Genomic DNA, 17,289 nt, shown 5'->3' with positions numbered 1-17,289 from the left:
CATCCCACGAAAGGTGATCCCCCATGACCACGATGAAGGCAGCCGTCGTCACCCAGTTCGGCACAGAGGCCGACGTCCAGGAGGTCGAGCGCCCGACGCCCGGCCAGCACCAAGCGCTCGTGAAGCTCATCTCCTCGGGCGTCTGCCACACGGACCTGCACGCGATGGAGGGCGACTGGCCGGTGAAGCCGACCCCGCCGTTCATCCCGGGCCACGAGGGCGTGGGCATCGTCGAGGAGGTCGGACCCGACGTCGAGAACCTCAAGGTCGGGGACATGGTCGGCAACGCGTGGCTGTGGGGCGCGTGCGGCCACTGCCAGTACTGCCGCACCGGGTGGGAGACCCTGTGCGAGGAGCAGATCAACGGCGGCTATTCCATGAACGGATCCTTCGGCGAGTACATGCTCGTGGACGTCCGCTACGCGCCCCTGATCCCCGAGGGCGCGGACCCGATGGAGGTCGGCCCGATCCTGTGCGCCGGCGTCACGGTGTACAAGGGGCTGAAGCAGACCGAGGTGCGGCCCGGGCAGTGGGTCGTGATCTCCGGCATCGGCGGCCTGGGGCACATCGCGGTGCAGTACGCCGTGGCGATGGGCATGCGCGTGGTGGCCGTGGACGTCGCGGACGACAAGCTGGCGCTCGCCTCCCGGCACGGCGCGGAGCTGACCGTGAACGCGAACGTCGCGGACCCCTCCGTGGAGATCCAGGAGAAGATCGGCGGCGCCCACGGCGTGCTCGTCACGGCCGTGCACCCGCAGGCGTTCGGCCAGGCCATCGCGATGACCCGCCGCGGCGGCACCATCGTGTTCAACGGCCTGCCCCCGGGCGACTTCCCCGCGCCGATCTTCGACATCGTCCTCAAGGGCCTGACCATCCGCGGCTCGATCGTGGGCACCCGGCAGGACATGGTCGAGGCGCTCGAGTTCTATGCGGCCGGGAAGATCCACCCGACGTTCCACACCCGCCCGCTCACCGAGATCAACGACGTGTTCGACGAGATGCGCCACGGCAAGATCGAGGGCCGCGTCGTCATCGACTACGCGATGCAGGACTGACGTGTCGCCTGGGCGTCGGCTGGGCGCGGGGTAGTGATCGACACATCACGCGCACCAGTGCGACGGCGGTCGTCCCGCCCGGAGATCCGGGTCGGGGCGGCCGCCGTCGTCGTCGTGGGGACGGGGCGGGCCGCATCGCGTCCGGGGCGCGAGCCTCAGCGGGCCGCGGCCGGGGCGACGCCGTCGCGCAGCCACTCCAGCGTGGCCGGCCAGAAGGTCGACGCGAACCGCGCGTGGAACAGCCCGAAGTGCCCGATCTGCCCGACACCGAGCTCCTCCGGCCGCACCCGCCAGCGCACCGTCCGCCGGCCCGGCGAGTAGGCGTCCGCGCGGTCGAGGGCGGCGTCGGTGCCGAAGTCGTCGTCGACGGGCGCCACGATCAGCGCGTCCGCCGTGAACGCGGCCAGACGACGGCGCAGCTCGTCCCGGCCGGCGGCGGCGCGGGCGCTCGCGGTGAAGTCGCGCCGACTGCGCGCCCAGTCCAGGGCGACCCCGCGCGGCAGGTTCTCGAGCCAGCCGAGCCGCCGCCCCGGGAAGTGACCGCGGGCCAGCGTGACCACCGGCATCGCCGCGTGCCACCGCGCCCACATCCGCGCCCGCCCCGGCCGCGCCCGGTAGTCCCGCCAGTACGCGTGCTGCCCGCCCACGGCCATGTGCCGGGCCACGTGACGCGCCTCGTCCGCGAGCCCGACGCCGAACCCGCCGAAGCTGTGGCCCACCGTCAGCAGGGGGCCGGGCAGGCGCGTCCGGGCCCAGCCGAGCACGGCGTCCGCGTCGAGGGCGCCCCAGTCCGCCCACCGCGCCCGCCGCGCCACGGCGAACGGCTCACGTGACTCCCCGACGCCCCGGTAGTCGAACGTGACCGCGTGGAACCCGTGGCTGGCCAGGAACTCGGCGTAGCGCCGGTAGTACGTGGCCTTCACCCCGGTCGCCGAGGCGATCACCACGGTGCCGGCAGGCGAGGCCGGGGGCGTCGTCGTCGTGGGGGCGAAGTGGCGGGCCGCGAGCACGAAGCCGTCGCGGGCGCGGAGGCGCACGGGGGTGGAGGTGGTCTGCGTCACGCCGCCACCCTAGGTGCGGGGCGGAGCGGCCTGCGACACAATGGGCCCATGACTGAGACCCTCCAGAGCTCGTCCGGCCAGAGCCGGGACGAGATCCTCGCCCGCCTCGAGGAGATCTACGCGAACGACCCCGCGGTGCGCGAGCACGGCGTCACCCTCGGCGAGGTGGCCGAGGGGCGCGTGGTGCTGCACCGCGACGTCACCGCGGACATGGTGAACTCCCACGAGATCTGCCACGGCGGCTTCCTGTTCCACCTCGCGGACTCGGCGCTGGCGTACTGCGTGGCGACCTTCGGCGCCGCGCCCGTCACCCGGCGCGCCGAGATCACCTACGTGGCGCCCGCCAGGCTCGGCACGCACCTCGTGGCGACCGCCCGCCAGTCGGTGGAGTTCGGCCGAGACCGCATGATCGAGGTCGGCATCGAGGCGGACGGCCAGCTCGTCGCCTGGTTCACCGGCCACTCCACGAGCCCGCGGGTGCACGCGTGAGCGCCGGGGAGGACGCGACGACGGCCGGGCCGGTCGTCGAGTCGGTGGAGCTGCACGTGGCCGCGGGGGCGGAGGCGGCGTTCGAGGCCGCCATCGCCGAGGCCGAGCCGCTGTTCCGGGACGGGGGCGCGACGTCCTTCGCGCTGTCCCGTCAGGTGGAGGACCCGGCGCACTACCGGCTGCTGATCGGCTGGCGCACGCTCGAGGACCACACCGTGGCCTTCCGCGAGTCCGACTCGTTCCTCGCGTGGCGGGCGCTCGTCACCCCGCACCTGGCGCAGCTGCCGGCCGCGACCCACTGGTCCGCCGTCTGACCCCCGCGCCCCCCGCTTTCGTTCGGGAAACGGCGCGAGGGCTGACCGTTACCCGCACGAAAGTGCGCCGACACGCCGCCGTTTCCCGAACGAAAGTGCCGACGGAGGCGCGGTCTGCTCAGAGGTGGCGGCCCGCCAGTCGCGTGAGGCTCGACTGGATGCCCCGCCCGTTGTCCGCCGGCACCCGCAGCAGCTCGTACGCGCGGCGCACGGCCGGCCGGGCCCACGAGTAGTCGAAGGTCTCGGTCACCTCGGTGACGCCCTCGCCGGCGTCGAGGAACTCCCAGCGCCAGCGGTGCCCGGCCGGGTGGCGCCACTCGATCACGCGGCTCGCCTCAGCCTCGGTCACCGTGTTCGTCATCCGGTACGGGACGCCGAACTTCCGCATCGCCACCGTGAACCGGTCGCCCGCGGCCAGCCGGTGGGGACCGACCACCGTCGCCTGCACCGTCCCGGAGCCGTCCACCTCGTGGTGGCGGTGCGGATCGGCCAGCATCGCCCAGAGCTCCTCGGCGGGCGCGGCCACCGTGTGCCGGTAGGCCACGCGGTGCGGACCGGCGTCCACGCGCTCCGGCCAGCCGGCCTGGACGGCGGCGGACGGGCGGACGGCGGCGGGGTCGGAGGGGTGGCGGGCGTCGTCGACGGGGGAGGCGGAGGAGGGGATGTCCATGGGCTCACCCTAGGACTAGCCTCGGCGGTGCGGCACCCCGACGGTGCGCCCGCCCGCGTCCTCCCCGACCGTCTCCTCCTCCAGCCCCTCCCCGCGAAGGAGCTCCATGGCCGCGACACTTTCCGACCGGTCCGCCTCCCGCCCCGCCGATGCCGACGCCGGCCTCCGCTGCGCAGCGGACGCGCCCCGCCGGTCCTGGCAGCTGTCCCTGGACCGCTACGTCCTCACGCCGCCGTCGGTCGTGTGGGACGTCCTCACGGACCTCGAGGGCACCACGGCGCACCTGCCGGGCGTGGTCGCCGCCGAGCGCCGCGCCGCCGTCGGCTGACCGCACCCGATCGGTCCCGCCTCCGCTGGTGCGCCCTGCCGTGGGGCGGGTCTAGGGTGAGGCCATGAGCGCATGGGGAATCCACGTCTTCGAGAACGACGACGCTCAGGACCTGGTGGACCAGATCCTGGATGGGACCTTCCGGCTGGAGGAGCGCCGCGGCACGTTCCGCTCCGAGGAGGACGGCTACATCGACGCGGCCTCGGGCGCGGAGCTGATCGCCCTCGGCGCCGTGGTGCGCGTGGCGCAGGACGCCGCCTCCCCGGCCGCCCCGGCTCTCCACGAGATCGCCGGCACGGACGAGCTGGACCTGGAGGACTTCCTGGCGCAGTTCACGGACGAGGATTTGCAGGCCCTGCGGGAGCTGATCGGGGTGACCGTGCACGACCCGGCCGCCTCCGAGCTCTACGGCCTGTGGAACGAGGCCGGCGAGCGCGAGGAGTGGGCCCGGGTCTCCCAGGAGGAGGGCCTGCCGGGCTGACCGCGCAGGCCGCGGGCGCTCCTCAGCGCGCGTAGCGCGTGAGCCGCAGCGAGTTCAGCACCACGAGCACGGAGGAGGCGGCCATGGCGCCGCCGGCGATCATCGGGTTGAGCAGGCCGGCGGCCGCCACCGGGATGCCGAGCGTGTTGTACGCGAACGCCCAGAACAGGTTCGTGCGGATGATGTGCAGGGTCCGCCGGGACAGGTCGAGCGCCTGCACCACCTGGTCCAGGTCCGAGCCCAGCACGGTGATCTGCGCGGCCTCCCGGGCCACGTCCGTGCCCGAGCCCATCGCGATCCCCACGTCGGCCGCGGCCAGCGCGGGGGCGTCGTTGACGCCGTCGCCCACCATGGCGACGACGGCGCCCTCGCCCTGGAGCCGGCGCACCACGTCCACCTTGTCCTCGGGGCGCACACCGGCGATCACGTCCTCGGGGGCGATCCCGACGGCGGCGCCCACCTGGGCGGCCACCGCGGCGTTGTCCCCGGTCACCAGCAGCGGGCGCAGCCCGAGCTCGCGCAGCCGGGCGATCGCCGCCGCGGAGGAGGGCTTCACGGTGTCCTGCACCGCCAAGATCCCGGCCGGGCGGCCGTCGACGGCCACCCACACGGCGGTGGCGCCGGCGGCCTCGGCGTCCGCGAGGGCGGCGCGGTGGGCGGCCGTCAGGGCGTCGGCGCCGAGCTCGGCCTCCAGGAAGGAGGTCCGCCCGACGGCCACGCGGTGGGCGGCCGGGCCGTCGGTCAGCGCCACCGTGCCGCGCACGCCGCCGCCGGCCGTGGAGGAGAAGGCCTGCACCGCGGGAACGTCGAGCTCGCGCTCGCGGGCGGCGTCCACGACGGCCCTGCCGATCGGGTGCTCCGAGCCCGACTCCACCGCCGCGGCGAGCGCGAGGAGGGCGTCCTCGGGAAGGTGCGGGGCGTCGTCGTCGGCGGAGACCGGGGCGGGCGCCGTCTCCCGCGTGGAAGCGTCCGACGCGCCGGCCGTTCCCCGAACGAAAGCGAGGGGGGTGGCGGCGGCGAGGCGCATCCGGCCCTCGGTGACGGTGCCGGTCTTGTCCAGCACGATCGTGTCCACGGTGCGGGAGTCCTCGAGCACCTCGGGGCCGCGGATGAGGATGCCCAGCTGAGAGGCCCGCCCGGTCCCGGCCAGCAGCCCGACCGGCGTCGCCAGGCCCAGCGCGCACGGGCACGCGATCACCAGGACGGCGACGCCGGCGCGCAGCGCCGTGGGCAAGTCCCCGCCGGTGGCCAGCAGCCACCCGGCGAAGGTGAGCACCGCGATGACGAGGACGATCGGCACGAACACCGCGGAGATTCGGTCCGCGAGGCGGGCCACCCGGGCCTTGCCGGTCTGGGCGTCGGCCACGAGGCGGCCCATCTGCGCGAGCGTGGTGTCCGAGCCCACCCGGGTCGCCCGCGCGATCAGCCGCCCCGAGGTGTTCAGCGTCGCCCCAGTCAGCGCGTCCCCGGGCCCCACGTCCTCCGGGACGGACTCGCCCGTGAGCAGGGAGACGTCCACGGCGGAGCGGCCCTCGAGGACCTCGGCGTCCGTGGGGACCTTCTCGCCGGGGCGGATCACGACGACGTCGCCCACCTGCAACGACGCGGCGGGCACCGTCCGCTCGGCGCGGGTGGCGGGGTCGTGGAGGGTGGCCTGCGCGGCGCCGAGGTCCAGCAGGGCGCGCAGCGCGGCGCCCGCCTCCCGCTTGGCGCGGGCCTCCAGGAAGCGGCCGAGCAGCAGGAACGTGGTGATCACCGCGGCCGTCTCGAAGTACAGGCTGTGCTGCGCCATGCCGGCCATGCCGGCCATGCCGTCGCCCACGTGGGCGGTCATGCCGGGGTCCAGCACCAGCTCGACGGCCGAGTACAGGTACGCCACCAGCACGCCCACGGACACGAGCGTGTCCATCGTGGAGGAGCCGTGCCGGGCCGCCCGGAACGCGGCCGTGTGGAACGGCCATGCCGCCCAGAGCACCACGGGGGTCGCCAGGGCGAACGCCACCCACCCCCAGTGCGGGAACTGCAGGGCCGGGACCATGGAGATCAGCACGAGCGGGACGGTGAGCAGCGCCGCGCCGATCAGGCGGGGCTTCAGCACGTCCTCCTGGGGCCCGTGGGACAGGTGGTCGTGGCCCTCGGCGGGGCCCGCGCCGTGGTGGTCCAGGTCGTGCGCCTCGGGGGCGGCGTCGCCGTCGTGCCCGGGACGCGGGGCGTGTGCGTCGTCGTCGTGGCGGGCCGGGGCGGCGGCCGGGCGGCGCACCGTGGCGCCGTACCCGGCCTTCTCGACGGCGGCCACCAGGTCCTCGTCCGTCACGCCCGCGGGCACGGTGACGGCGGCCTGCTCGAGCGGCAGGTTCACTGAGGCGCTGACGCCCTCGATCCTGCCGAGCTTGCGCTCCACGCGCCCCACGCAGGACGCGCAGGTCATGCCGGTGATGTCGAGGTCCACGCGGCGGGTGGCGTCCGGGGCCACGGGGCCGGCGGACGCCTCGCGTGCGGTGCGGGGGGCGGGCTCGGCCACGGGTCAGCCCTCCACCGTGCGGTAGCCGGCCTCCTCGACGGCGGCGCGCAGCTGCGCGGGGTCGAGCTCGGCCTCGGAGGTGACGGTGGCGGTGGAGACGCCGCCCGCGGTCAGGTCCACGTCCACGGCGGTGACGCCCTCGAGCTCGCCGATCTCCTCCTGCACGGAGGAGACGCAGTGGCCGCAGGTCATGCCGTCGATCTTCAGGGTGGTGGTGGTCATGGTGCCGGTCCTCTCAAATCAAAGGGGCGACGGGGTGCGCGGGCGCGCGCCCCGGGCGGAGCGTCTCAGCGCAGCAGCCGGGCGATCGCGGCGGTGGCCTCGGCCACCTTGGCGTCGACGATCTCCTGGCGGTCCTCCTGGTCGGCCTGCACGGCGGCGTCCGCCACGCAGTGCCGCAGGTGGTCCTCCACGAGGCCGAGGCTCACGGCCTGCAGGGCCTTGGTGGCCGCGGCCACCTGGGTGAGGACGTCGATGCAGTAGACGTCCTCCTCCACCATGCGGTGGATCCCGCGGACCTGACCCTCGACGCGCTTGAGGCGCTTGAGGTAGGCCTCGCGCTGCGGCGCGTAGCCGTGGCCGGCGTGCTGATCGTGCTCCATGCCCCCGATCATATACCCCCAGGGGGTACCCTGTCACCGGGTGTCAGGCGGCGCCCGGCTCCTGCTCCTGCAGCTCGGCGATCAGGCCGCGCACCTGCAGGTCGAGGGCGTCCCGCACGCCCCGCACCTGCTCGATGCCCATGCCGCGGATCGACGGCACGGACCAGCGCTGCACCTCCACGTGCTCGGGGACGTCGAACGGCTCCGCGCCGTCGAGGAGCACCACGGTCTGGGCCGCCCGCAGGATGTCCGGATCCACGGGCTTGGGGACGGCGTGGTGCAGGGGCAGGCCGATCTCGCTCATGGCGTCCAGGGCCAGCGGCAGCACGGAGCCGGCCGGCGAGGTGCCGGCCGAGCGGGCCTTCACCGCTCCGCCGGAGCGGTTCTCCAGCAGGGCGGCCGCCATCTGGGAGCGGCCCGCGTTGCCGTGGCACACGAACAGCACCCGCGGGTTCCGCGACTCGAGCGTGCCCGCGACGATCGCCTTCGCGCGTAGGCGCGCGGCGGCGTCGTTCGCGGCGGTGGACGCCAGCAGCTCCGGGTGACGGCTGGTCCGCGCGAGCCGCGCGTACGAGTCCAGCAGCAGGGCGTGGACGGAGGCGAGGTCGCCGAGCTCCGGGTAGCGGGCGTGCAGGCGCTCCGCCTCGCGCTCCAGGACGTGCGCCGGCATCCCCTCCGGCGCCGCCCGCACCACGGGGATGGCCCCGGTCGGATCGAGGGGGACGTCCCCGGTGGACGAGAGGTCAGCGGGAAGGGGCGCCATGCGGGTCCTTCGGGTCGAGGGCGCGTCGGATCCGCGCCGAGGACCACCACGGTAGCCGCCCCGGTGGGACGGTGGGAGACAATGGGGGCCATGCCCACCCCCTCCCCGAGTGCCGCCGCGCTCGCCGCCCTCGCCGCGGACCGACCCGACGGCACCGCCCCCGCCGTCGCCCGCGCCCTGGTCTGGGCCCGCGAGGGGCACATGCGGGTGGGGGTCGGCGGCTGGACGGTCCTGTTGACGGGGCCGCGCCGCTTGGCACGGCTCTCCGCGATGTGGCGGGCCGCAGTGGCCGCGCGGCCGGACCCGTCCGCGCCCGCGCTGGCCTGGGTGTCCTCGGTGTTCGACGACGCCTCGCCCGCTCCCTCCGTGCTCCGCGTCCCGGCGCGGGTCCTCGAGGCCGATCCGGACGGCGGCGAGCCCGTCGAGGTGCCCGTGGGGATGACGGAGGAGGCCCTGCACGCCGCGGTCTCCCGTGACGCGGACGCCCGCCTGATGCCCGACGACGACGTCCCCCTGACGCCCGAGGACCCCGCCGCCGCCTGGGACGACGCCGGCTACGCCGCCGGCGTGCGCGAGGTCCTGGACCGCATGGCGGCCTCGGGCGGGGCGCTCGGCAAGGTCGTGGTCAGCCGCACGGACACCGTCCCCGCGGACGAGCAGGCCCTGTGGGGCGCCCTCGAGGCCCTGCGCGCGCAGTACCCGCAGACGTGGGTGTTCGCCGTCGGGGGGCTGATCGGCGCCACCCCGGAGATGCTGGCCACGCGCCGGCGCGGCGAGGTGACCTCGCGCGTGCTGGCCGGTTCCGCGCCACGGAGCGCGGACGCGGCCGAGGACGCCCGCCACCGGGAGCACCTGGCCGCCGACCCGCGGCTGGCCGAGGAGCACCGCTGGGCGGCCCGCTCCGTGGTGGAGGCGCTGGCGCCCGTCGTCGAGCTGGAGGACGACGACCCCGCACCCGAGGTCCTCACCCTGCCCAACGTCCACCACCTCTCCACGTCCGTGCGCGGCCGCCTGCGGTCGAGTGAGGGCGCCGTTCTGGACGTGGTGGCGCCCCTGCACCCCACCGCGGCGGTCGGCGGCACGCCGAGGGACGCGGCGCTCGCGGTGATCCGGGACGTGGAGCCCGTGGACCGCGGCCGGTACGCCGGGCCGGTGGGATGGCTGGACGAGACCGGCGACGGAGAGATCGCCCTGGCCCTGCGCTGCGGTCAGCAGGTGCCCGGCGGGGTCCGCCTGCAGGCCGGCGGGGGCATCGTGCCCGGCGCGGTGCCGGCGGAGGAGGTCGCCGAGGTGACGGCGAAGCTCCTGCCCATGCGCCGCGCCCTCGGGCTCGCCTGAGCGGGCGAGCCCGAGGGCGCGGCGGGGAGTGCGGACGGTCAGGCGGCGGAGAGCTGCGTGGCGGGGACCGCCGTGCGGGCCGGAGCCGCGGCGAGGGCCTCGAGGCGGCGGGTGGCCTCGTGCTCGGTCAGGGCCGGCAGGTAGGTGGTGATGCGGGCGTCCGCCTTGAGGTCGGCGAAGGCCTGCTCCACGGTGGCGCGCACCTCGGCCGGGGCCACGGTGCCGTCGAAGCGGCGGACGAGCGTGTCCGTGACGCGGGCCAGCACGTGGCGCTGCATGAGGGGGCTGGGAGTGGTGGGCATGTGGTGGTCGGTCAGGGGGGTGGTCACCGTGATCACCGTGTCCTTCCGAGGCCGGGGCCTCTGTGGTGCTGAGGCGGGCGGGGCCCGCGAGGTCTGTGGGGTCCCCCCTCCGCCCGTTGAGTGAACGGAAGGTGAACAACTTGTTAACCACCATACTCGCTCCGCGGAGAAGTGCAAGAGACGGGCCCCGGGAGGAGCGCGTGACGCGGAGGGAAGGTGAACGAGGGATGAACCGCCGTAGCCCCGTCACGCGGCCGGTAGGGTCCCGGCAGGAGGTCCTGCCATGTCACCCGTCCCCGCCCGCGGTCCCGCCCGCGCCGCCGAGATGGCCCGCGAGGCCGCGATCCTGGCCGGGGCGGGCGCCGCGATCCTGCTCCAGGTGGCGGACCGGCGCGTCGGCGCCGGCGTGGCCGCCCACTCCCGCTTCACCGAGGACCCGCTGCGGCGGCTGCGGCACACCCTCGGGTACATCTGCGCGGTGACCCTCCCCGAGGCCGCGCCTGCGCGCGCGGCCGTCGTGGGGATGGTCGAGGCGCAGCACGCGCGCGTGCGCGGTGTGGACGGCGGCGGGCGGCCCTACCGCGCGGACGACCCCGACGCGCAGCTCTGGGTGGCCGCCACCCTGTACTGGGCCGGGGAGCAGGTGCGCCACCGCCTCTGGGGTGTCCTCGATCCGGCGGACGCCGAGCGCCTCCTGCGGGAGTACGCCGTGCTCGCCACCGCGCTGGGCGTGCCCGCGGGGGCCTGGCCCGCGGACCGGGCCGCGTTCCAGCGGTACTGGGACGCCGCCGTCGCGCGCCTGGAGGTCACGGACGACGCGCGGGCGATCGCCGTCGACCTGTTCTCCGGCCAGGGCCTGCCCGCGCCGCTGCGGGCGGCGCTGCCCCTCGCGCGATTCGTCACCGCCGGGATGCTGCCCCCGCGGGTGCGCGCCGGGTTCGGCTGGTCCTGGACCGGGCGGGACTCCCGCCGCGAGGCCCGCCTCTGGGCGCTCGTGCGCGCGGTCTACCCGCGGCTGCCCCGCCGAGTGCGCGGCGCGGTGGCGGCGTGGACGGTGCGGCGGCTGCCGGCGTCGTCCTGACCGCGCGCCGCGCCGGGGCAGGGCACACGGGTGGGAGAATGGTGTCGATGTCTGACTATCAGCCCCGCCGCCCCGGATCGAAGCCCACCCCGAACCGCCAGAAGGACCGCGCCGGCAAGCCGGCCCTCGGCCGCCCCGAGCGCGGCCTGATCGACGAGTCCGAGGCGCGCCAGCTCGCTGAGGACCGAGAGCGCATGCGCCGCGTCGGCGTCGGCCACCAGCTCTCCGCGCCCAAGCGCCGCGAGGCCGCCACCGCCGAGCGCCCCCAGGTGATGCCGAAGACCGAGGGCTGGACCCAGCCGATGGGCCCGGACGGCCGACCGCAGCTGCAGTTCAAGCAGCCGCGCGTGTCCCAGCCGCCCACGCACCTCGCGGACCTCACGCTGACCGAGCGGCAGGAGAAGGCCAAGGAGATCGGCCTGCCCGCGTTCCGTGCCAAGCAGCTCTCCGTGCACTACTTCGAGCACCACACCACGGACCCCGAGCAGATGACGGACCTGCCCAAGGGGAAGCGGGAGGAGATCGCGGAGGCGTTCTTCCCGCCGCTGCTCACCGAGGTCCGCCGTCTCACCACGGACCGCGGGGACACAGTGAAGTTCCTGTGGCGGCTGTTCGACGGCGCCCTCGTGGAGTCCGTGCTCATGCGCTATCCCGGCCGGGTGACCCTGTGCGTGTCCAGCCAGGCCGGCTGCGGCATGAACTGCCCGTTCTGCGCCACCGGCCAGAACGGCCTGACCCGCAACATGTCCGCCGCGGAGATCGTGGAGCAGGTGGTCCGCGCCAACCAGGCGATCGCCGCCGGCGAGCTCGGCGGCACGCGGAAGGACGGCGGGCACGACGCCGAGCGCGTCACCAACGTGGTGTTCATGGGCATGGGTGAGCCGCTGGCCAACTACAAGCGCGTCATGGCCTCGGTGCACCGCATGGTGGACCCGGCCCCGGAGGGCCTGGGCATGAGCGCCCGCAACATCACGCTCTCCACGGTGGGCCTGGTGCCGGCCATCCGCAAGCTCGCCCAGGAGGGCGTGCCGCTGACCTTCGCGCTGTCCCTGCACGCCCCGGACGATGAGCTCCGCGACGAGCTGATCCCGGTGAACTCGCGGTGGAAGGCGGACGAGGCCATCGACGCCGCCTACGACTACTTCGCCGCCACCGGCCGCCGCGTGTCCATCGAGTACGCGCTCATCAAGGACATGAACGACCACGCCTGGCGCGCGGACCTGCTGGCCAAGAAGCTCAATGCCCGCGGCAAGGGCTGGGTGCACGTCAACCCCATCCCGCTCAACCCGACGCCCGGCTCCATCTGGACCTCCTCCGAGCCGGACGTCACCCGCGAGTTCGTGGACAGGCTCAACGCGGCCGGCATCCCCGCGACCCTCCGCGACACCCGCGGCAAGGAGATCGACGGGGCATGCGGTCAGCTCGCGGCCGAGGACGAGGATCAGGCGTGAGCCCCGACCCGGCCCTTTCGCCGCCCGCCCTCGGCCTCGGAACCTACAGGCTGACCGGCGCCGCGGGACAGGCCGCCATCGAGCACGCCCTCGCCCTCGGCTACCGTCACCTGGACACCGCCCAGGCCTACGGCAACGAGGCCGAGGTGGGGGCCGCGCTGCGGGCCTCCGGCCTGCCGCGGGACGAGGTGTTCGTGACCACCAAGCTCACCGCGGACGCCTTCGGCGGCGTGGATCGGGTGCGCGCCGCCGTCGGGACCTCACTCGAGCGGCTCGGCCTGGACGCCGTGGACCTCGTGCTCCTCCATTGGCCGAACCCGTGGCGCACCCCCGAGGAGGGCACCTACCGGGACGCCGCCGCGTCCTTGGCTGCGCTCGCGGGGGCGGCGGGCTCGCTGCGGGGCTGGGGCGTGTCCAACTTCCTGCCCGAGCACCTGGACGCGCTCGCTGCCGACGGCCTGACCGCCGCCGTCAACCAGATCCAGGTGGACCCGCTCATCCAGCAGCGGGCCGTGCAGGAGGCCACCCGCCGGCACGGGGCCGCCGTGGTGGCGTACACGCCGCTCGGCCGCGGCGGTGACGTCTTCGCTCATCCGGCCGTGCGCGCCGTGGCCCAGGAGGCCGGGGTGAGCCCTGCGCAGGCGGTGCTCGCGTGGCACCGGGCGAGCGGACGCGTGGCCATCCCGCGCTCCGGCTCGCCCGCGCACCTGGCGGAGAACCTCGCCGCGCGGAGCGTGGAGCTCACTGCCGCGCAGGTCGCCGCCCTGGACGCCGCGGACACCGGCGCCCCCGCCCGGCAGGACCCCCTCACCTTCGGCCTCTGACCGGACGCGCCCCGCACGCACGACGACGGCGACGCACCCTGCGTGGGTGCGTCGCCGTCGTCGCGGGTCGGGCGGGTGCTCAGAACTCCACGGTGTCGTGGTCGCCCGGGCGGGCCTCGCCGCCGGTGACCTTGGCCTTCACGAGCTCCACCACGGTGGAGGCGGCGCCGGAGTCCCAGTACTCGGCGGACTCAGCCTGCACGCGCACGAGCACGATCTCCGGGTCCTCGGGCTGGGCGCCCTCGCCGAAGAACGCCTCGGTGGCGGAGTTCCAGTACTCGCGCTTGCGCTCGTCGTCGCGGACGATCGCGCCGTGCCCGGCCACGGAGGCCCAGAAGCCCTTGTCCTGCACGGCCACGTTCACGGGGCGGCCCTCGGCGTCCTGGGCGGCGTCGCCGGAGGCGCGGGTGATGAACCACAGCACGCCCGGCTCCGTCTCCACCTCCTGCACCGCCATGGGGCGGGACTCCAGGGTGCCGTCCGGGTGCGCGGTGGTCAGCATGGCGATGCCGGCCTCCTCGACCTTCTCGAGCAGCTCGATGCGGGGATCCTTGTCAACCATCTCGGTCTCCTTCGTCGGGGACGTCGTGCGGTCCGCGGGCTGTCCGCGGACATCGTGATGCCGACGCTAGGGTCAGGGGGCGATCCCGCGCGAGGCCTGGCGGGCCGGCTCAGGCCCGCACGCGGCGGGCCAGCCACTCCACGGCCAGGGCGTACCCGTCCACGCCCGCGCCCACGATCACCGCATCCGCCACGGCGGACACGTACGAGTGGTGCCGGAACGCCTCGCGGCGGTGGACGTTGCTGATGTGCACCTCCACGATCGGCACCTCCACCGCGGCGAGCGCGTCCCGGATGGCCACGGAGGTGTGGCTGTACGCACCCGGGTTGATCAGGACGCCGCAGTGCCCCGTGCGGGCCTCGTGGATCCAGTCGATCAGCTGGCCCTCGTGGTTGGACTGCCGGACGTCCACCGTGAGGCCGTGCTGGGCCGCGCGCTCCTCGGCGAGGGCGCGGACGTCGTCGAGGGTCTGCGTGCCGTACACCTCCGGCTCGCGCAGGCCCAGCAGGTTGAGGTTGGGCCCGTTGAGGACCAGCAGGGGCAGGGGGGTGCTCATGCCCGCCACCCTACGCACGCCCGGGGGTCGCCGGGGAGGGGCCACGGAATAGCATCTCCAGCGGCGTCGTTGGCCCGGGGGAACGACGCCGCCCCGCGTCCGCGGGGCACGGCGCACCCGATCCCGAAGGAGCCGCCCCATGGCCACCACCGACCTCACGCTCGAGCAGTTCGGCACCACTGTCGCCGAGAACGACACCGTCCTCGTGGACTTCTGGGCCTCCTGGTGCGGTCCGTGCCGGCAGTTCGCCCCCGTGTTCGAGGCCGCCTCGGACAAGCACGAGGACGTGGTCTTCGCGAAGGTGGACACCGAGGACCAGCAGCAGCTGGCCGCGATGGCCGGCATCACGTCGATCCCCACGCTGATGGCGTTCCGTGGTGGCGTCCTGGTGTTCTCCCAGGCCGGCGCGCTGCCGGGCCAGGCGCTGGACCAGCTCCTGGAGCAGGTCAAGGACCTGGACATCGCCGAGGTCCGCCGCGTGGCCGAGGAGCAGGCCGGCGGCGAGGAGCAGGCCGGCGAGGCGCCCGCGCAGGGCGACGCCGGCCGCTGAGCCGCACCCGCCCCCGAGTCCCGACGGGGCCGCCGCAGCGTGCGACGGCCCCGTCGTCGTCTCCGGGAGGGGGCGTCAGGCGGGGTCGAAGGCCCCCTGCTCCCACTGCTGCACGAGCCACGGGCTGAACGCGCGCGGCACAGCCTCCAGGGCCGCGGCCAGGTCGGCGGGCGTCACCCAGCACCACTCGGCCACCTCATCCGCCACCGGGTCCGGGTCTGCGTCCGCCACCGCGCGGAACACCGGGCACACCTCGTTCTCCTCCACGCCGCCGGCGTCCGCGGCGCGGTAGCGGAAGTCCGGCAGGAGCGGGGTCACGTCCCGCACCGCGATGCCCAGCTCCTGCGGGGCCCGGCGCACGACGGCGGCGGCCGGGTCCTCGCCCGGGCCGGGGTGGCCGCAGAACCCGTTGGTCCACACCCCGGCGAACGCCTTCTTGCCCAGGGCGCGGCGGGTGAGCAGGAACCGGCCGTCCGGGGTGTACACGTGGCAGGAGAATGCGAAGTGCAGGGGCGTGCCGCCCTCGGCGGTGCTCCGATGCACCGTGGACTTCGGCGCGGTGCCGGAGGGCTCGCCGTCGGGTCCCAGCAGGACCACGAGCTCGGTGGGCGCGGTCGGGTCGGCGGGCGCGGGGGGCGGTCGGTCCACGGGGGCCTCTCGGATCTGCGTCGTCCGGGCGCGGGTGTCCGCGACGGATGGCGATGTTCGGTTCGACGGCCATACTATTAGACAGTCGAGAGACACAGCAGGGTCGGAGGAGGGGTGCATGGCGGAGATGCCGTCGACGATCACCGGGGTGACCGAGCACGCGCGCGCACTGCGCCGGATCGTCCATCTCCACGGCGAGGTGCGCGCCCAGATGCGCCGCCTCATGGATCTGAACGAGACGGACTACGCCGCGCTTGCGCTGCTGATGCGCGGACCGATGGGGCCCACCGAGCTGGCCCGCGCCCTGCACCTGAGCACCGCCTCCGCCACCGCCGTGGTGGGCCGCCTCGTGGCCACCGGCCACGCCGTCCGCGAGCCCCACCCGGAGGACCGCCGCCGCACCGTGGTGCGTGCCGTCGAGTCCTCGCGGGAGCGGGCCATGGCGGAGGTCCAGCGCATGGTGGGCCTCGTCGGCGAGGTCCTCGCGGACACCTCCGAGGAGGATGCCGCCGCGGTGCTGCGGTTCCTCGAGCGTACCGCCGGCCACATGGAGGCCTGGCGGGACGACCTCGCCGCCCGCGCCGACCGGGAGAAGACCGCCGCATGAGCCCCCGCCACGACGCCGCAGCCGCCGTGCGCGCCGAGCTCGCCGGCGTCTTCGCCCGCCGCCCGCTGGGGGAGGACGCCCCGGCCTCCTTCCACGTGCTGTGGGACCGGCTGAGCGAGCAGACCGAGGGCGGCAAGCTGATCCGCCCGCGCCTCGTGGACCTCGGCTACCGCACCGCCGCCGACCCGGACGCCCCGCGCCCGCGCTCGGTGGCCCGCCTCGGCGCCGCCTTCGAGCTGCTGCACGCCGCGCTGATCGTCCACGACGACGTGATCGACCGGGACAGGGTCCGCCGCGGCCGGCCCACCGTCGCGGAGCTCTACCGCCGGGAGGCGGCGGAGGCGGGGGCGCCGGCGGGGGAGGACGCCCACCTGGGCCGCTCGGCGGGGGTGATCGCCGGGGACGTCCTGCTGACCGAGGCGTTCCGCCTGGCCGTCACGTGCGCCGAGGACCCGGCCCGCGGCGCGGCGGCGTCGTCCGCGGTGTTCCGGGCCGCGACGGCCGCCGCCGCCGGCGAGCTGGAGGACGTGCTCTTCACGCTGCACCGCCACGCCGGGGAGCACCCGCCCACCGAGCGCATCCTCACCATGGAGCGGCTCAAGACCGCCGGCTACACCTTCGAGGAGCCCCTGCGTGCGGGGGCGCTGCTGGCCGGCGCCGCGCCCGCGCACGCGGACGCCCTCGCCGAGGCCGGGGCGCTGCTGGGCATCGCCTACCAGGTGATCGACGACGTCCTCGGCACCACCGGCGACCCCGAGCGCACCGGCAAGGCGGACGACGCCGACCTGCGCGAGGGCAAGGCCACGCTCATCACCGCCCACGGCCGGCGGGACCCTCGGGTGCGGGCGGCCCTGGAGCGCGTGACGCGCGCCGAGCGCGGGGGCGCGGACCTGGCGGAGCTGGCCAAGGCGGTGCACGAGGCCCGTGAGGCGCTCGTGGCGGCCGGCTCGGTGGCCCATGCCACCGACGTCGCCGCGGACCTCGTGGACCGCGCCCGCGCCCTGCTGGACGGGCTCCCGCTGGGGCCCGCCGAGCGCGCCGAGTTCGTGGCCACGTGCCACCACATCCTGCACCGGGAGGCCTGAG

At 75.3% G+C, this 17,289-nt stretch carries 22 protein-coding genes; 12 read left to right on the top strand and 10 right to left on the bottom strand.

What is annotated here, in order from left to right; genetic code table 11:
* The first annotated feature begins 23 nt into the window (after nt 1-23).
* Nucleotides 24-1,055: an alcohol dehydrogenase AdhP gene (gene adhP, locus MA879_RS00190; protein WP_248122200.1), complete on the top strand. Its 1,032-nt coding sequence runs from the start codon at nt 24-26 to the stop codon at nt 1,053-1,055.
* Nucleotides 1,056-1,210: 155 nt separating this feature from the next.
* Here the strand turns inward: adhP and MA879_RS00185 are convergent, their stop codons facing one another.
* Nucleotides 1,211-2,116: an alpha/beta hydrolase family protein gene (locus MA879_RS00185; RefSeq protein WP_248122198.1), complete on the bottom strand. Its 906-nt coding sequence runs from the start codon at nt 2,114-2,116 to the stop codon at nt 1,211-1,213.
* A gap of 48 nt (nt 2,117-2,164) precedes the next feature.
* Between MA879_RS00185 and MA879_RS00180 the strand changes: the two genes are divergently transcribed.
* Together MA879_RS00180 and MA879_RS00175 are read left to right on the top strand one after the other, a co-directional pair.
* Entirely contained in the window at nt 2,165-2,605 is a 441-nt protein-coding gene (locus MA879_RS00180) for a hotdog fold thioesterase (protein WP_248122197.1), read from the top strand.
* Nucleotides 2,602-2,919 carry an antibiotic biosynthesis monooxygenase gene (locus MA879_RS00175; protein ID WP_248122195.1) on the top strand — a complete coding sequence of 106 codons (318 nt, stop codon included), beginning with the start codon at nt 2,602-2,604 and terminating at the stop codon, nt 2,917-2,919. The genes MA879_RS00180 and MA879_RS00175 overlap by 4 nt, the downstream gene beginning before the upstream one ends.
* Nucleotides 2,920-3,037: 118 nt before the next feature.
* Here the strand turns inward: MA879_RS00175 and MA879_RS00170 are convergent, their stop codons facing one another.
* Entirely contained in the window at nt 3,038-3,589 is a 552-nt protein-coding gene (locus MA879_RS00170; RefSeq protein WP_248122193.1) for an SRPBCC family protein, read from the bottom strand.
* A gap of 106 nt (nt 3,590-3,695) precedes the next feature.
* On the opposite strand from MA879_RS00170, the gene MA879_RS00165 reads away from it, so the two are divergent.
* Both MA879_RS00165 and MA879_RS00160 read left to right on the top strand, forming a co-directional pair.
* Nucleotides 3,696-3,917 carry a hypothetical protein gene (locus MA879_RS00165; protein ID WP_248122191.1) on the top strand — a complete coding sequence of 74 codons (222 nt, stop codon included), beginning with the start codon at nt 3,696-3,698 and terminating at the stop codon, nt 3,915-3,917.
* Nucleotides 3,918-3,981: 64 nt separating this feature from the next.
* The gene (locus MA879_RS00160; protein WP_248122189.1) at nt 3,982-4,398 is read left to right on the top strand and encodes a DUF4259 domain-containing protein; all 417 of its coding nucleotides are present in this window, start codon (nt 3,982-3,984) and stop codon (nt 4,396-4,398) included.
* A 22-nt stretch (nt 4,399-4,420) separates the two neighbouring features.
* On the opposite strand, the gene MA879_RS00155 is transcribed toward MA879_RS00160, so the two are convergent.
* From MA879_RS00155 to MA879_RS00140, 4 genes are all read right to left on the bottom strand, one after another.
* Nucleotides 4,421-6,919 carry a heavy metal translocating P-type ATPase gene (locus MA879_RS00155; RefSeq protein WP_418001198.1) on the bottom strand — a complete coding sequence of 833 codons (2,499 nt, stop codon included), beginning with the start codon at nt 6,917-6,919 and terminating at the stop codon, nt 4,421-4,423.
* A gap of 3 nt (nt 6,920-6,922) precedes the next feature.
* Complete coding sequence (locus MA879_RS00150) at nt 6,923-7,141, bottom strand: heavy-metal-associated domain-containing protein (protein ID WP_135030430.1); 219 nt, start codon at nt 7,139-7,141, stop codon at nt 6,923-6,925.
* Between the two features lie 65 nt (nt 7,142-7,206).
* Nucleotides 7,207-7,521 (bottom strand): metal-sensitive transcriptional regulator, encoded by a 315-nt coding sequence (locus tag MA879_RS00145; protein ID WP_248122187.1) that lies wholly within the window; start codon nt 7,519-7,521, stop codon nt 7,207-7,209.
* A 43-nt stretch (nt 7,522-7,564) separates the two neighbouring features.
* The gene (locus tag MA879_RS00140; RefSeq protein ID WP_248122185.1) at nt 7,565-8,284 is read right to left on the bottom strand and encodes an arsenate-mycothiol transferase ArsC; all 720 of its coding nucleotides are present in this window, start codon (nt 8,282-8,284) and stop codon (nt 7,565-7,567) included.
* 90 nt (nt 8,285-8,374) lie between these two features.
* Between MA879_RS00140 and MA879_RS00135 the strand changes: the two genes are divergently transcribed.
* On the top strand, nt 8,375-9,622 hold the full coding sequence (locus tag MA879_RS00135; protein WP_248122177.1) for an isochorismate synthase: 1,248 nt from the start codon (nt 8,375-8,377) through the stop codon (nt 9,620-9,622).
* Nucleotides 9,623-9,660: 38 nt separating this feature from the next.
* Here the strand turns inward: MA879_RS00135 and MA879_RS00130 are convergent, their stop codons facing one another.
* A complete protein-coding gene (locus MA879_RS00130) occupies nt 9,661-9,951 on the bottom strand; it encodes a three-helix bundle dimerization domain-containing protein (RefSeq protein WP_248122175.1) in 291 nt (96 codons plus the stop codon).
* Between the two features lie 256 nt (nt 9,952-10,207).
* Here MA879_RS00130 and MA879_RS00125 point away from each other — a divergent pair, with 256 nt between their 5' ends.
* From MA879_RS00125 to MA879_RS00115, 3 genes are all read left to right on the top strand, one after another.
* A complete protein-coding gene (locus tag MA879_RS00125) occupies nt 10,208-11,005 on the top strand; it encodes an oxygenase MpaB family protein (protein WP_248122173.1) in 798 nt (265 codons plus the stop codon).
* Nucleotides 11,006-11,277: 272 nt separating this feature from the next.
* Nucleotides 11,278-12,456, top strand: coding sequence for a dual-specificity RNA methyltransferase RlmN (rlmN, locus tag MA879_RS00120; RefSeq protein WP_470365342.1), 1,179 nt, complete (start codon nt 11,278-11,280; stop codon nt 12,454-12,456).
* A complete protein-coding gene (locus tag MA879_RS00115) occupies nt 12,453-13,280 on the top strand; it encodes an aldo/keto reductase (protein WP_248122169.1) in 828 nt (275 codons plus the stop codon). The genes rlmN and MA879_RS00115 overlap by 4 nt, the downstream gene beginning before the upstream one ends.
* 79 nt (nt 13,281-13,359) lie before the next feature.
* On the opposite strand, the gene MA879_RS00110 is transcribed toward MA879_RS00115, so the two are convergent.
* Together MA879_RS00110 and aroQ are read right to left on the bottom strand one after the other, a co-directional pair.
* Nucleotides 13,360-13,842: a pyridoxamine 5'-phosphate oxidase family protein gene (locus tag MA879_RS00110; RefSeq protein WP_248122167.1), complete on the bottom strand. Its 483-nt coding sequence runs from the start codon at nt 13,840-13,842 to the stop codon at nt 13,360-13,362.
* A gap of 109 nt (nt 13,843-13,951) precedes the next feature.
* Entirely contained in the window at nt 13,952-14,398 is a 447-nt protein-coding gene (gene aroQ / locus MA879_RS00105) for a type II 3-dehydroquinate dehydratase (protein WP_248122166.1), read from the bottom strand.
* A gap of 139 nt (nt 14,399-14,537) precedes the next feature.
* Between aroQ and trxA the strand changes: the two genes are divergently transcribed.
* Complete coding sequence (gene trxA, locus MA879_RS00100) at nt 14,538-14,948, top strand: thioredoxin (protein WP_248122164.1); 411 nt, start codon at nt 14,538-14,540, stop codon at nt 14,946-14,948.
* Nucleotides 14,949-15,023: 75 nt separating this feature from the next.
* Here trxA and idi read toward each other — a convergent pair whose 3' ends face one another.
* A complete protein-coding gene (idi, locus tag MA879_RS00095) occupies nt 15,024-15,596 on the bottom strand; it encodes an isopentenyl-diphosphate Delta-isomerase (RefSeq protein WP_248122156.1) in 573 nt (190 codons plus the stop codon).
* Between the two features lie 118 nt (nt 15,597-15,714).
* Here idi and MA879_RS00090 point away from each other — a divergent pair, with 118 nt between their 5' ends.
* Nucleotides 15,715-16,203 (top strand): MarR family winged helix-turn-helix transcriptional regulator, encoded by a 489-nt coding sequence (locus MA879_RS00090; protein ID WP_248122154.1) that lies wholly within the window; start codon nt 15,715-15,717, stop codon nt 16,201-16,203.
* Nucleotides 16,200-17,288, top strand: a complete 1,089-nt coding sequence (locus tag MA879_RS00085) for a polyprenyl synthetase family protein (protein ID WP_248122152.1) — start codon at nt 16,200-16,202, stop codon at nt 17,286-17,288. The genes MA879_RS00090 and MA879_RS00085 overlap by 4 nt, the downstream gene beginning before the upstream one ends.
* Nucleotide 17,289: the final 1 nt, after the last annotated feature.

The organism is Micrococcus lacusdianchii (assembly GCF_023155805.1).
Taxonomy (GTDB): domain Bacteria; phylum Actinomycetota; class Actinomycetes; order Actinomycetales; family Micrococcaceae; genus Micrococcus; species Micrococcus lacusdianchii.
The sequence above is the reverse complement of the archived record's forward strand: the minus strand, read 5'-3'. Positions and strand labels throughout refer to the sequence as shown.

What these genes read in the sequence shown, in the direction of transcription:
- adhP (WP_248122200.1), top strand. Translation starts at nt 24, where the DNA reads ATGACCACGATGAAGGCAGCCGTCGTCACCCAGTTCGGCACAGAGGCC.
- MA879_RS00180 (WP_248122197.1), top strand. Translation starts at nt 2,165, where the DNA reads ATGACTGAGACCCTCCAGAGCTCGTCCGGCCAGAGCCGGGACGAGATC.
- MA879_RS00170 (WP_248122193.1), bottom strand. Translation starts at nt 3,589, where the DNA reads ATGGACATCCCCTCCTCCGCCTCCCCCGTCGACGACGCCCGCCACCCC.
- MA879_RS00165 (WP_248122191.1), top strand. Translation starts at nt 3,696, where the DNA reads ATGGCCGCGACACTTTCCGACCGGTCCGCCTCCCGCCCCGCCGATGCC.
- MA879_RS00160 (WP_248122189.1), top strand. Translation starts at nt 3,982, where the DNA reads ATGAGCGCATGGGGAATCCACGTCTTCGAGAACGACGACGCTCAGGAC.
- MA879_RS00150 (WP_135030430.1), bottom strand. Translation starts at nt 7,141, where the DNA reads ATGACCACCACCACCCTGAAGATCGACGGCATGACCTGCGGCCACTGC.
- MA879_RS00145 (WP_248122187.1), bottom strand. Translation starts at nt 7,521, where the DNA reads ATGGAGCACGATCAGCACGCCGGCCACGGCTACGCGCCGCAGCGCGAG.
- MA879_RS00140 (WP_248122185.1), bottom strand. Translation starts at nt 8,284, where the DNA reads ATGGCGCCCCTTCCCGCTGACCTCTCGTCCACCGGGGACGTCCCCCTC.
- MA879_RS00135 (WP_248122177.1), top strand. Translation starts at nt 8,375, where the DNA reads ATGCCCACCCCCTCCCCGAGTGCCGCCGCGCTCGCCGCCCTCGCCGCG.
- MA879_RS00125 (WP_248122173.1), top strand. Translation starts at nt 10,208, where the DNA reads ATGTCACCCGTCCCCGCCCGCGGTCCCGCCCGCGCCGCCGAGATGGCC.
- rlmN (WP_470365342.1), top strand. Translation starts at nt 11,278, where the DNA reads ATGCCGAAGACCGAGGGCTGGACCCAGCCGATGGGCCCGGACGGCCGA.
- MA879_RS00110 (WP_248122167.1), bottom strand. Translation starts at nt 13,842, where the DNA reads ATGGTTGACAAGGATCCCCGCATCGAGCTGCTCGAGAAGGTCGAGGAG.
- aroQ (WP_248122166.1), bottom strand. Translation starts at nt 14,398, where the DNA reads ATGAGCACCCCCCTGCCCCTGCTGGTCCTCAACGGGCCCAACCTCAAC.
- trxA (WP_248122164.1), top strand. Translation starts at nt 14,538, where the DNA reads ATGGCCACCACCGACCTCACGCTCGAGCAGTTCGGCACCACTGTCGCC.
- MA879_RS00090 (WP_248122154.1), top strand. Translation starts at nt 15,715, where the DNA reads ATGGCGGAGATGCCGTCGACGATCACCGGGGTGACCGAGCACGCGCGC.
- MA879_RS00085 (WP_248122152.1), top strand. Translation starts at nt 16,200, where the DNA reads ATGAGCCCCCGCCACGACGCCGCAGCCGCCGTGCGCGCCGAGCTCGCC.